The sequence below is a fragment of the Pseudomonas sp. PSB18 genome, from assembly GCF_014596565.1.
Lineage (GTDB): Bacteria > Pseudomonadota > Gammaproteobacteria > Pseudomonadales > Pseudomonadaceae > Aquipseudomonas.
Genome location: NZ_NOIN01000003.1, coordinates 697,371 through 710,851, shown reverse-complemented (window position 1 = coordinate 710,851; position 13,481 = coordinate 697,371). Strand labels below are relative to the sequence as shown.

5 protein-coding genes are annotated in these 13,481 nt (G+C 59.8%); 2 read left to right on the top strand and 3 right to left on the bottom strand.

From position 1 onward, the window contains the following. Position 1 precedes the first annotated feature (1 nt). Together CGA22_RS10890 and CGA22_RS10885 are read left to right on the top strand one after the other, a co-directional pair. Positions 2 to 1,450 carry an N-acyl-D-amino-acid deacylase family protein gene (locus CGA22_RS10890; RefSeq protein WP_041024864.1) on the top strand — a complete coding sequence of 483 codons (1,449 nt, stop codon included), beginning with the start codon at positions 2 to 4 and terminating at the stop codon, positions 1,448 to 1,450. After that, positions 1,447 to 1,587, top strand: coding sequence for a hypothetical protein (locus CGA22_RS10885; RefSeq protein ID WP_156996977.1), 141 nt, complete (start codon positions 1,447 to 1,449; stop codon positions 1,585 to 1,587). The genes CGA22_RS10890 and CGA22_RS10885 overlap by 4 nt, the downstream gene beginning before the upstream one ends. A 59-nt stretch (positions 1,588 to 1,646) precedes the next feature. On the opposite strand, the gene CGA22_RS10880 is transcribed toward CGA22_RS10885, so the two are convergent. Genes CGA22_RS10880 through CGA22_RS10870 form a run of 3 tightly spaced genes read right to left on the bottom strand, consistent with a single transcriptional unit; the run spans position 1,647 to position 13,451 of the window. Continuing rightward, on the bottom strand, positions 1,647 to 4,481 hold the full coding sequence (locus CGA22_RS10880) for an RHS repeat-associated core domain-containing protein (RefSeq protein ID WP_188258582.1): 2,835 nt from the start codon (positions 4,479 to 4,481) through the stop codon (positions 1,647 to 1,649). Continuing rightward, on the bottom strand, positions 4,478 to 8,965 hold the full coding sequence (locus CGA22_RS10875) for a SpvB/TcaC N-terminal domain-containing protein (RefSeq protein WP_041024863.1): 4,488 nt from the start codon (positions 8,963 to 8,965) through the stop codon (positions 4,478 to 4,480). Before CGA22_RS10875 ends, CGA22_RS10880 begins: the two co-directional genes overlap by 4 nt. Next, complete coding sequence (locus CGA22_RS10870) at positions 8,958 to 13,451, bottom strand: neuraminidase-like domain-containing protein (protein ID WP_041024862.1); 4,494 nt, start codon at positions 13,449 to 13,451, stop codon at positions 8,958 to 8,960. The genes CGA22_RS10875 and CGA22_RS10870 overlap by 8 nt, the downstream gene beginning before the upstream one ends. Positions 13,452 to 13,481: the final 30 nt, after the last annotated feature.

The following is a 13,481-nucleotide window of genomic DNA, read 5'->3' as shown; positions in this document are numbered from 1 at the left end:
CATGCTGTACGACACCCTTATCCGTAATGCGCTGGTCATCGATGGCCGCGACGTGCCTGGCTACACCGCTGATGTGGCGATTCGTGCCGGGCGCATCGAGCGCATCGGCGACCTCGGCGCAGCCCAGGGGATTAACGAGCTCGACGCCGCTGGTCGCGTGCTGGCACCGGGGTTCATCGACGTGCACACCCACGACGACACGATGGTCATCCGCCAACCGCAGATGCTGCCCAAGCTCAGCCAGGGGGTGACTACGGTGATCGTCGGCAACTGCGGGATCAGTGCTTCCCCGGTGCGTCTACGGGGCGATCCGCCGGACCCGATGAACCTGCTCGGCACCGCCCAGGCGTTCGTTTATCCACGTTTCAGCGATTATCGTGACGCGGTAGAAGGCGCTGCTCCGGCGATCAACGTCGCCGCGCTGGTGGGCCACACGGCATTGCGCAGTAACCACATGGATGATTTGTTGCGCACGGCCAGCGTGGGAGAAATCGCCGCCATGCGTCAGCAACTGCGCGAAAGCCTGGAGGGCGGTGCGTTGGGCTTGTCCACCGGCCTGGCCTACGCCAACGCGTTTTCAGCGTCTACTGATGAAGTCATGCAACTGACCGAAGAGCTGAGTGCATACGACGCGGTCTATACCACTCACCTGCGCAGCGAATTCGAACCGGTGCTCGAAGCCATGGACGAGGCTTTCCAGATCGGCCGTCATGCACAGAGCCCGGTGATTATTTCCCACCTCAAATGTGCCGGCGTCGGTAATTGGGGGCGTAGTCCGCAAGTGCTCGCCGCGCTGGAAAACGCTGCAAGGAAACATCCGGTCGGCTGTGACTGCTACCCCTATGCGGCAAGCTCTTCGACGCTGGATCTCAAGCAAGTGACCGATGCCCATCCCATCACCATCACCTGGTCGACGCCTCATCCAGCGATGGGCGGTCGTGACCTTGTCGACATTGCCGGCGAGTGGGGTGTGCCGTTGTTGGAAGCGGCGCGCCGCTTGCAGCCGGCTGGCGCGGTGTACTACGGCATGGATGAAGCCGATGTCAGGCGAATCCTCGCGCACCCGCTGTCCATGATCGGCTCCGACGGTTTGCCCGAAGACCCATTCCCCCATCCACGCTTGTGGGGCGCTTTCCCCCGGGTGCTGGGACATTTCAGTCGTGACGTCGGGCTTTTTCCGCTGCATACCGCCGTGCACAAAATGACCGGTCTTTCCGCGGCACGCTTCGGCTTGAAGGCGCGCGGTGAAATTCGTGAAGGGCATTGGGCGGACCTGGTGCTGTTCAATCCGCACACCATTCGCGATGTCGCAGACTTCATCGAGCCGCAACGGGCTGCCGAAGGCATTGATGGGGTGTGGGTCAACGGCGTTCTGAGCTACAGCGATGGGCAGGCGAACGGACGCAGGGAGGGGCGGTTCCTGGCGAGAGCAGGGCAGGCAGGTGCATGAATCAGGCGCAATGGCCCGTCAAGCCATACACCTTCGCTCGCCCACGAACCCACGCCATGCCCTGGGGCAGCCAGGACATGGTGGTGGGCGATCCGTTTGGGAAACGGTGGGTGCTCATCGATGCGATCAGTGCCTGAAGCGCTGCCGCGCAGCGGATGTTGCTGGGTCGATTGACCCGGGGTTTGTCTCCGGCACGCTAGACGATCGCATATCGGCCCCGTGATTGGTTGTATTGGTTGAGCCTGAACAGCAGTTCCCGTCCGTGTTGTATGTTTGCCCGAGTGACGCGGATCTGTTGCTGTATTTCGGTACGGCGCACTGTTCGAGCGCTTGCGGTGCCCGTCGCATTGCTCATTCGGTCCAGGGTTCGATCCAGCAGTCCCTTCGCGCCATGGGTATAAAACTCCTCCACCCCAAGCGTATCGAATGCGGTATCAATGGCCTTGGCGTCATGTTCCAGATGCTTATCGAGCTCAAGCAGCGCATTGTCCAAACGCTGGATCTTTTGTCCCGGGATACCGTTGGAAGTCTTGGTTGCCTGGGTGGATGCTTCGAAGTTGGCGATCCATGCGCCGGGAATCCGAAGTACCTTGGTCAGGATGAAACTGGTCATCATCAATGACAGTTTTTTTTGTCCGGTCGTATTACGCGGGTCCAGGTCCTTTATGGCTTTGCGGGACTTTGCGTTCAGGTCGTAGAAGGCCGTCCTGCCCTCATGCTCGATCTCTTCGGGGTCCAGTCGACTGACTTGTGGATAAACCGAAGCAGGCAGGTGTCGCGTTGCATCTACTTTGCCGGCCAGGGTATCGATTCCCACCGCGGTGCCGCTCATGGCTGTCCATGAACCGACCAACCCGGCCGGTGCAGCCAGGGCGCCGGCGCCCAGCGAGGCCAGGTTCTTGAAGGCGTTGTAGGCGTAGGCCTGGAAAACGCGCTTGGTGATGTCTTTCGTTCTCATGCTGTTGTACAGCTGATAGTTCAACGTGCTGACCCGGTTGTTTATCGCAGACAGGATATTGGGGTAAACCGCTATCTCCTGCTTGAGGTTGACGTCTTCTTTGTCGTGGCCATTCGGATCGGTGTAGCGCAATGGGTTGTTGCCCACCATGCAATACAGATTCAACCCGTCGATCGCTCCCGCCGGGTCGGGACTTATCCAGCGTTGCAGCCAGGGTGCGTAGTAACGGTGTCCGTAGTAGTACAGTCCGCTCGCGTCGCGCTCTTTGCCGGAGTAGCGAATGGTCCGGTAATCGGCTTCCACGGCTGAGCGGGAAGCCGCCCACGCGGTTCCACCGTATGGCAAGTAGTTTTCCTGGCTGATCAGCCGGCCCTCATTATCGAGTTCCATTGTGCTGGACCCCAGGTGGTCGTCGAGGCTGTAGCGAAACGGGTTGGTCGCAATACCGGCCGGGCGTCCTTCGGTCCAGTGTAGATAGCGCACACTGCAACGGCCGGCTTGCACGGTGATGACCTCCAAGCGCTCGTTGTGACGGCTATGCACTTCCAGGCCGGGCAGGTAGCGGACGTCCCGAGTGTGCGTCACCGCCGCGGCCCGGGTGGTTTGTATCTTGCGTACCCGTAGCCCATTGCTGTCGTAGCAGTAACGTTCGTTATCGTCGGGTCCGCCTTCGCGGCGGACCAACGTTACCTTGGCGAGTTGATTGCGGGAATTCCACTCTAACTCCTGGCCCGGACCAAGCCCTTGCTGGTTGCCGTTGTCATCGAAAGCAACGGCCACGGCGGGCGTTGAGTCGCCAGTGTTCCAGGACAGGAGACGATTGCTCGTGGCGGACAGGTTGTAGCGCCGTGTGTAGTGGTTGCGGTCGCGGACATGGCGCAGTTCGATCAGGTTGCCGCCGGCGTCGTACTCGTAGTGCTCGGTAAACTTGAACAGTTGCCGGGCATCGAATGGCACTCGGCCGAGCGCAGGAAGGCTGGGGTTGCCGGTCTGCCCCGCTGCTTCACGGCCGGTCGCGGTGATCAATTGGTAGAGGCTGTCGTAGTTGAACGTACTGGTGGCGTCGACCCGCTGGTTGCTGCCGAATTGTACGGGTTGGGCCTTGTCTTCCATTTGCGTCACGTTACCCACGGCGTCGTAGCGGTAGCGCAGATCCTGCAGGGTGCTGCCGGACACTGAAGCATTGAGCGAGATCAGTCGGCCATTGGCCGGGTCGTACACCGCACGGCTGATGACGCCATTGCCGGCCGTCTGGGATTCGACCTGGCCGGAGGCGTTGTAGACCAGATCACTCACGACGGTCTTCTCAGGTCCAGTGCCTTTTATCTGCAGGCTCACGGACTTCAGTTGACCGGCGATATCAAATGCGTAGCGCTGTTGGTGCCCGGCCGCATCCGACTGCTGGATGAGGGTAGCCAGTGCGTCGTAGCGCCAGTTCGTCGCGTAGCCGTTACCCGGCTCCAGCAGTCCATCGCGATCCTTCTCATCGGCTGGCCAATGGGGTGAGGCGTCATCGACCAGGAAACGCCTGACCTGGCCTAGCGGTTTGCCGCATAAACCATAGCCGCTGATGAACAGGCTGCCCGCGCTGTCGTCGTGGCGGGTCAGGGCACCACAGAGATTGTGTGCCGCAGCGGCTGGAGAACTGTCGCCGTAGCGCAGGCACTCGAGCCTGCGCTGTCCTTCCAGCGCCCCTTGTTCATGAACCTCTGTCGGCCTGAGCTGATTGTCGTAGAGGGTGCGCCAGCGGTGCCCACGCTGGTCCCAGCAGCGCAGGGTCTGGCCGGCATCGCCCGGCAGGTTCAGGCGCCAGCCAGCATCGGCGCTGTCTACCCGCAAGGGCCTGCCGGAAAGGCTGTAGACGGTGGCCAGGTTGGCTTGCGGTGCGTCGGTGGAGAAGCGCGGATCCCATTGGGCAACCAGGCGTCCGGCGACGTCGAAGGTTTGGCGGGTGATGCGCGCCTGGGCGAGTTCGTCTGTGTGACGCCGGCAGTAGGCGACCTGTCGCACGGACAATCCTCGGTTGTCGACGGCATTGATTGTCGGTGTTTTTCGGTGCAGGCGCGGGTTCATGCCACATCTCCGGTGGTCGGGTTCTGTTCGGCCATGATCTCTTCCTGGGTGTCGTTCTCGTCTTCGTCGAGGGTGTACCAGGGGTGGCGAGTATGTCGGCGCAAGAGGGAGACTCCTCCACGACTGGCAAGCCGCGTGTGGGAGGGGCGGCCCAGCGGATCGTAGAACTGTTGGTCGCAATGACCGAACTGACGCAAGGACACGTCGTTGATATAGCGATGCCCGTCGGCGAAGTAGGGTCGGTAGAGGCGGATCGGCAAACCCAGGTTGTTGTATTCCACCCGCTCGCTGACGCGCCAGCGCCTCGCGGCGGTCTGCTCCAGTGGTCTTTCGCCATTGAGTGTCAATGCACCTTGGGCGTCGACGACATAGGCCATGCCTGCCTCGACCTGTTGCTTGCTTTGCAGGGTGCGCTCGAAGCCATCGAAGCAAGTCAGGCTGACGCGGATCTGTTGCTGCGGGTCGCCGGGATAACGGTCGGCCACCAGGACGACGACGTGCACGGGTTCACGCGCCGAGGCTGCTATTTCGTTTTTCAGCTTCAGGTCGTCGGCAAAAGGAGCAGGTAGTTGCGCCATTCGCACCCGGGCCGATGCACAGATGTGCCCGCTGGGTAGCAGGTCGCCGTTCAAGACGCAGCGCGCCAGCCAGTCTGTGTCAGCCAGCGCAGCGCTGGATACGTGCCCCATCCAACTGAAGGGCGCGTAGTAGAGTGCGGTGGCAGCGCCCTGCAAGGCTTCTCTGCTGTGTTCGATCACCCGCGTAGGGTCGCTGAAGCGCGGTCGTTGAAACTGCGCGATCGGTTTGAAACCCGCGGCGCTGTTGTTCTCGCTGCCATGGAAAGTGCTGGCCAACACTTGGCCAAAGGCATTGGCGAGACTTTCCTGGGTGTTGCCGTTGGGATCGGTGATGCGCCACGGCAGAAGTGAGCGGTAGTCGTATTGCGCCCGGGTGACACAGCCGTCAGGCAGCTTGAGTGCCGTGATGAAGCAGTGATAGCGGTCGTAGCTGTACTCGGTCACGCCGTGGCTTTTGCTCGCCTGGAAGGTCTGGATCCTGTGGAAGCCCTCCAGTGGCGCGTAGGTCGCAAAGTTGCTTTTGATTGACCAGATATTTTTGTCTGGCGGGGTTTCGGGTAGAAACAGCTCCATGCGGTGGTAGCCGCTTCTTTCCAGCAGCTTTCCTTTGGGGCGCTGGGCCTGCGGTAACAGATGGAAGGCTCGCAAAGCGATCTCATCCAGCTCGGCGGTTTCCAGGTGATCGCTCAGCGCCTCGAAATGAGCGGTGCCGTCTGGCAGGGTTTCTGCGCTGGCGGCGTGTCGGTAGCGTTGGATAGATAGGCCGGTCAGGACACTCCCGGACATCCAGTTCGGTTCCCGTATGAGTTCGCTGAGCTTTTCATAGGTCATGTCCCGTGTGCTCATTCCATCGGTTGCGGGAACCTTTGCCTTCCTCAAGGCATGGCTGCGCCGACGATAAGGCAGACCAAGGCGCCAGGCCTGGGGAGCCGTCAGGTGAATGTATTCGGCGCGGGTTTCGGTCAGGTAATGAAACTGTTGCGCCGGGTCATGCGCATCGCGCCACCATCGTTGCTGATCGGGGTCGCTGAACGGCGGAGGATCGCCGTCGGTTTTACGTCGGGCGTAATGGACGTCCAGACTGTGGGTCAACCCGCCATAAGCGTCGTACTGCAGGTTGACGGTGTGCTGGCATTGCGGGTCGTCGGTCAGACCTTCGTACTGGTAACCGATGCTCTCCAGCAGCAGCGGCAGCATTCGGGCGTGGCGCCGTTTGCCCTCGGGCGCATGGAGCAACCGTACCCCGTAGCGGTTTTCCTGGACCGAATACAACGTCGTGCGGTTCAGGTGCGTATCGACGCCGAAGACCTCGCTTCGCACCAGTCGGCCACCCAGGGCCCGGGACATTTCCACAAGGGTTGCAGCGGTGGGCGAGGTCAAGGGCGTGTCGCTGCCGGTGTCCGGCTGATGTTCGCAGAGCACTGTGCGGCCCAGCGCGACGGCGAGCGGGTCTGCCTGACTATACGAGGTCCTGGGTAGGTCCGGGGTCTGCCCGGTGTGGAACCAACTCTTTTTCAGGCAGGGCGCAGTGAAGCCTTGCGAGTCGGCGTCGTCGCGAGGGGTTTCATGGTCGGTTTGCAGCAACAGGCCGAAGCCACGGAACTCCCGTTCCTGGCTGTCGTAGTAGCCCTGGCGATAAACGTATTGGCGGGACAGTCGATTGCCGGTTATTTCGTCCACCTGGGTGTGATTCGAGACCAAGTGCAAGACCTGGGGCACATGACAAGTGAGAGGCAGGCCGGCTTCGATTCTTTCGGCTTTTTCATCCAGCCATTCCTGCGCCGAGCTGCGATAGCGGATGTGGTTGGCTGCACCAGTGTTGTTGTTCGTGCCCGTGAGCAGATAGGGTTTTGCGCTGACGAAATCGCAACGCCAGTGTTGAGTCCCCCTGTGTGGAGCGCTCAGGATCAAGCTGGCGCAGCCGAGCCCTTGCAGGTCGGCGATGCTGACCTGGCATAAGTGGTCGTAGCGCATGTCTCCGGGCCAGGGCAGGGCAATGGGCGGGCAAAAGCCATTTCCGCCACGGTTCATGAAGATCAGTGCCTGGTGTGCTTGCAGATAGATCAGGTCGGTGGCGCCGGAGCCGTCGAGGTCCGCCAGACGGATCCGCGAGGCATCGAAGCGGTCGTACGCCAGGTCAGGCGAACCCAGCACGATGCCTTGGCCGAAACGCCCACGGCCCAGATTTGGCCAGCATTTCACTTCGTTATGGCGGATGCGCACCAAGTGCTGCTGACCGCTGCCCAGGACATCGCTGAACGCCACCAACTCCCTGGGGGAGGCGCTGATGAGCGGGAGAGTGTCGTCCTCGACGTCGCGGGCTACTTCACGGGCGGTGGCAAAACCGTTCTCCCGCTGGTTGGCGTACAGTCGAACGCTGCGAGGGCCGATCAACGCCAAGTCGCAGAGGCTTGCCCCCATCAAGTCGGCCAGTTGCCCTTGCGGGTTGAAAAATTCGGGGGGGAACGCCTTCAACGTGGCGAAATCCGTCCAGTTTCGATCGGGTCCCAGGGAGAAGAAACCGCTCACCCCGGGTTGGGCGATGACCCAGTCCAGTCGACCATCGCCCGTGAAGTCCATCAGTGATTGCTGCACGGGTTTGGCCGGGTCTGTCACGGGCAGTCGCGGCAATGCTCGCCATTGGCCGTAGGTAATGTCATCGCTGTCAGCCTTGGCTCGCATGGGCTCGCGGTAGTACCAGCAGGCCTCGTCCCGATAGAGCAGGCCAGGGGTGCCTTCACCGTACAGATCCACCCATTGATAAGCCGGGGCTTCGTCGAGCCCCGGCATGTTTTGCCACTGCTGCCAGGCAGAGGGATCCTGCGGGAGGGTGAACGTGCTGTAGCTGAATTCAACCGGCGGATGGTTATCAGTGGTTTGCGACTCGCCGAATCCCTGGTCATGCGCCCTGATCAACTGGTGATAACCCAGGGGCGTCTGGCGGTAATCGAGCAGCAAGCGGCGCACCAGAACCGGATCCGGGCCCCATTCATCCGTAAAACGGTGAAACATCAGCACCTGACGGCATAGGCGTTCGGTGCGGAGTGCGAAGCCGTAGGCAAAGCTGGAAAATCCGTCGCCACGGGCCAGCCATTGCCCGCCTTCATAGCGCGGCGTGTGTTCGTACTCGGTGCTTCGCTCGCCATAGTCGAACACCAGTTCGAAATGCCATTGCACAGCCTCCAGCCGGCTGGGATGCCATAGGTAAAGGTCTGCATCGGCCTGGAAGTTGCCGTAGCTCACTCGACTCAGGTAACGCTGGGCGTTGGTATCGGTTTTGTAGTGGTAAAGGATGTGCTCGCCGTGGGCGTTCAGGCTTTCTTCCAGCAGCCATTCGCCGACACGGTTCGTATCCCGTGGATCGACTCGACGCGCCGAGAGGGTTTTTCCGAAGACATGCAGGCTGCCATCGGCGCTGTGTACGAGCCAGAAGCCGGCTTTGTCATCCACTGATGACCAATGCTCGATCCGGTCGAAGCGGCTTTCGATTCTCGGAAAGTGGCGGGTTACCGCGTAACGCTTGCCCAGCTCCAGATGCTTGTAGCGGTGGATGTGCGTAGCGCGGACGACCCCCTCGGCATCTCTTTCGGGCAACCATTCCACAGCCTCGGGGCCGATGATCTCGTCGTCCTCGGTATAGGCCGGGACGCCATGGCGGGTGCTTCGCGCGACACTGGGCAATGACAGCGCCCAGCCGATGCCGAACACGCCGTTGCCGGCCGAACTGGCGTAGCTCAGGGACAATGGCGGGGCAAAGCCTCGGCCCGGCGAAATCGGCAGGGCAATCTCGTAGGTCGCCGAGCCATGCGCGCCGATGGCGCCCACACCCTTGCCGATGCTCTGAATGGCGCCGCCGCCCTTGGGCAATGATGGTGTGGATACCGGCAGAGCGTTCTGTTCACTCATGGGCGCCTCCCCCTACCCGTGCCGTGTAGCTCACATGCACGATGACGTCGGTCAGCGACTCAAGCAGATTCCTTTGTTTCTCGGGGTTTGGAAACGTCAACTGCCATTTGGAAACCGCGCCGGTGTATTCAAAGGGCAGGTAGCGTTCATCGTTGAAATTCAAGGTGAACAGACCGTTGTCATCGACACCCGTCGAAAGGGCGATCTGTTGATTGGCGCGTCGGCTCTCCATGACGCCTGCATGCTTGCCGGGGGACATGGACACGCTGCTTGCGGTCTGAGTCAGCGTGGCTCGAATGTTTTCATAAGGGCCGACAACCGCCGGCAGGGAGACGCTGATGGTCTTGATGCGTCGCAGGTAATGTTGCTGGTCTTTGTAGTCGTCTTCGAACAATTCCCGGGTCAATTCGAATTCGCACTGGCCTTTCTTCAACGCTGCATGAACTTGCGCCCAATCCTGGTTGATAGGACTGTTCGGAGTCTGGTTTTTCAGTTGCCGCAACGACACCGTTTTGCGGATTTCCAGCGCTCGCTCGTGACGTCGTAGGTAGTGCGCCTGCATGTTCAACAGGCTCAGCTTCAACTGCTCGCCCGCGCCGAGCCCCCGATAGGAGGTATTCCAGGCCCCGGGTTGGACGAAACGCGTGTTGAAATCCGCTAGCTCATATTGCCAGCACGCTTCAGCCGCCAGGCACAGCGCCGATGTTGCGTCGTAGGCCTGACGGTAGAGTGTGGCGAACTGGCTGTTCAGCCATTGGTAGAGCTGCGTCTTGCTGAAGCGTTTGCTGAGGAAATCGTAGTTGGCTTTGGCTTGGCTCAGACTCGATTCAGACAGGCGCAGTTGCAGGCGCGTGGCGGTTTCCTGTTCGGCGGAAGCTGCCAGTTGGGCGTCAATCTGGGCCAGTTCGAGCCGCGCTTGGTCACTGGCCAGGGTCCAGTCTTCCCGACGACGGGTAAACTGTGCCATGCGGTCGAGGTTCTGGGCGGCGGTGCGATTCTTGATAGCGTTGCCTTGGGCCATGGCAGTGGCCGCGTGCAGCGCACCCTCCCAACGACTACCGCCCGCGCTGAAACCAAAAATGTTCGGCGCCAGCATCAGTCCGCCCGCCATGACCTGTGATTTCGATCCATCGAATTCCGAGGCGCCGCTGCTCAAGTACAACTTGCTGGCCTCGGTCTCGATTTCACTGAGGCCGTTCTCCAGCAGTTGTTGATAGTGGCGGAGTCGGCCTTGGACGATCGCCCGACTGGCCAGCAGCGCCTGACGGTTATGCCGGTCGATATGCTGCGCCTGGCGTTGCAGATCGACGGACAGTTTCGCCAGGTCCCAGGCTTGCTGTTGTTGGCGTTCCTGCAGCTGGGCCTGCTCTTTGCGTTCGATCAGCGATAGCAGGACGGCGCCGAATTGGCTGAGACTTTCCGCCGCTGCTTGGGCCTGGTTGTGCATGACGGTGAAGCGATAGTGCGGGATGCTCGCGCTCGGCAGGCCTGGGGCTGTGTTCTCCGCAATGTTCAGGCTACTGGCGCCAACCAACGCGGGCGAGTCCGGAGGGGCGGCAAGGACCGGTAAATGCAGCGGCTTGCCGGTGATATCGAGGTTGTGCCGCAAGTTGTACAGGCGGCTTTCGGCCAGGTCCCAGCACTTGAGCAGTTGCGGATTGAACGGTAAATGTAAATGCGGACTGTCGATAGCCGGGAAGGTTGATCGCGAACTGCCTTCGCGAATGAGCAATGCACGATTATCGGTCCGGCGGGTCGCTGAGTGTTCAAAGGCGCGCAGGCCGTCATCGGGAGTGTCGATCAGGGTCAGCAGGCTGACGGTCGTCCAGGGGGCGGCCCGCCGAACGACCGGACGCGGGCCCAGCAGGTCGAGCACCCGCACGTACCAGAGCTTCGCCTCGCTGAGACCGTCAGGCGTCATTGCGCGGTACGCGGCATCGCCTCGGTTGATCAGGATGTCCAGGTACAGGAAGTACAGCGCCTTGCAGAAGTGCACGGGATGACTCAGAGCAATCTGGTGCGGATCATGGGGTGCCTGACTGGCGTACGATGGCATGCTGCTATCGGTCAGCGGCACGCTCTTCCAGCATTCATCCGCGTTGCGACCCGGCTCGAAGGTATAGCGGAGCCAGCGTTCTGCTTCCTCGTACCGATATTCGATATTCAATCGATGGGCTACCAGCCATGGCACATAGAGGAACAGCTCGGTGAAATAACGGCCATAGGCACCATGGAAATCCATGACGTTAGCCGAGTCGCCGGGTATCGGGGGCTCCGGCAGGTGTTGTGTGGTCCAGTCGAACAGTTCATCCAGGCTGTTTTCGCTGCGACGGATCAGTTCGGCGGCGAATACGGTGTTCAAGCGGATCGGCGGGCGCGGTTGATTTTTGGCGTCGCTGTTCCTGATCTCGGAGTTGACGAAATCGATGTATTGGCTGGTTCCGAGACCGGGTGTCGATACGGATGTAATATCTGGCGGTTGGCGGAGTGTAGGAGCCAGGTTAAGTTTTATGGATTTAAGGGCGAAAGAAACCAGCTTATTCGGCTCGCGCGGATTGGCCAGCGCAACGCCGTAAAATAAAGTCTCTCCGTCATCACCGAGGTCTTCGATTTGCAATGGAAAATGGTGAAGGGCCGGTAGCTTCTCTGCCAAGGGTGATTCTGCTACAGGGCTCAGTCTTTCATAGGTTACCGAGTCGGTGTCTGATGGGGTTGGGGGGCGGAGAAGAATATATTTTCTATGCAGGAACTCTTTTTCATAGAAGAATTGGAACGGGAATTTTTTAGACTGGCCTGATGTATATAACGTTATTTCAGCTTTTGCGCTTTGTCTGTGTGAATTATGCATCGCCATCAAATAACGTACCGCCTCGACGGAAATGAGTTTTCCTCTGAGGTTATAGTCATGTGGGATCGTAAAGCTGGTAACGCCCTCGCTGTCGATAATTACGTTGTTCAGATGGTCGATCGATATTTCATATTCAACATCGATATTTTCATAGTACATGTACCTGATTTCCGAGTCGTCACCCAGTGCTATATAGGATGATGACGGCAATTCCTTGTCAGGGGGCGTCAGGCTGAATTTGAGTGAGCCAGAGTAGAACCTGATCTTGCTTAGCGCTGGCGGAAGAAGAGCATCGTCCCCGTTAAGGGATAAATAGTAGGTCGAGTCAATGGGCTTGATAACTATCCCGCTCAAGTGCCTGTCGAAGTTCGAAAGGGTGTTGGCTATGTTCTTGGGTGGCTTGGTTTCAGCCCCCATGATGTCCAGAAACAGTGTTTTTGTCTGGATGCGCTGATCGCTGGGCTCGAGAAGTTCAGAGCTGTCAGGGTTATGAGTCAGGTGCCTGTCGATTGAAACCGTTTTAATTAAACTGTACGTCTTGGCCGGTGCAAGCTCCGAGTCGGCTCTGGCGTTGTGTACACATAAGGCAAGATAGAGTGAGTCTCGCGAAAGTTTGCTGTGCTGTACCGCAACGGTCCCGATCAATGCCTTGATCGCATCCGGGCCCTTGCTGCCAAGCGTCTTGTCCTCGCAATAACCTTGCAACCCCACCCGCGGCGTGCTCCAACTGCCGTCCTGTTTCCTGAAGCAGTAACTCAAACGCAAGAGCGGGTGACTCCGGCTCGCTGGAGGGGTGCTGGCATCCAAAGGAGCGCTACTTGAGGCCGAGGGATCCTGATGGATACATTCTGCCCAGGTCACGAACAGGCGATTGTTGAACCAGACCGGCCGCACCGAGTGTTCGGCCGCATGTTCAGGAATGGGCACATCGGCCTTTTCCCAGTCCGACCAGGCGTACGGATCCGGCTGGTCTCGTTTGGGCGCGGTGGCCGGCGGCTGTGGCGGCACACCATCGAGCGGGCGCTGCGCCATGTTCAGCGAGCGCCAGAAGTAGCTGTTTTCGGTGCGGGACTTGGCAATGAAATAGTAGGTGCTGTTGGCGAAATCCTCGCCATCGATGTAGCCATTGAGGATATTCAGATTGGCGACTTCTTCGAATCGCGCGAGGTAAGCCATGATCGCCGATTGAACGGTACCGGGTTGAATCTGGTTCTGACTGAGGGCATTTTCCAATTGCTCGAAGTTGGCGCTTTTATTGGCTCTCAGGGCGGGGTCGAGATAAGTCGCAGGGAAGTAAAGCAGCTTCTGATGGGAGGCCCAGATAGGGTACTGATGCATCTCATCGCGCCATGTTTGTCTGAGCTCGGCGCTGATGCTGGTCGGTTGGTAGCCGGGCTCCAGGTTCATCAGGATGCGGTTGATGTATTGCTGCAGGCTGGCAATGGCACATGCCACGGGGGTGGTGGGCACGTCCTGGCTGACCAGCACATCGAGCAGCCAGTATTCGTAGAAGTCCTCGGCGGTCCTGAGCTTCAGGTTTTGGGTCATGGAGTCGTTGGGCGCGACCTTGTTCAGGTACAGCGCCAGCAGCGCATCGCGCAGGCTTTCGTCCAGCTGCTTTTTAATCGCAACGGTCATATTCAATCCTTGAATGTTGAGAAGGAGCGG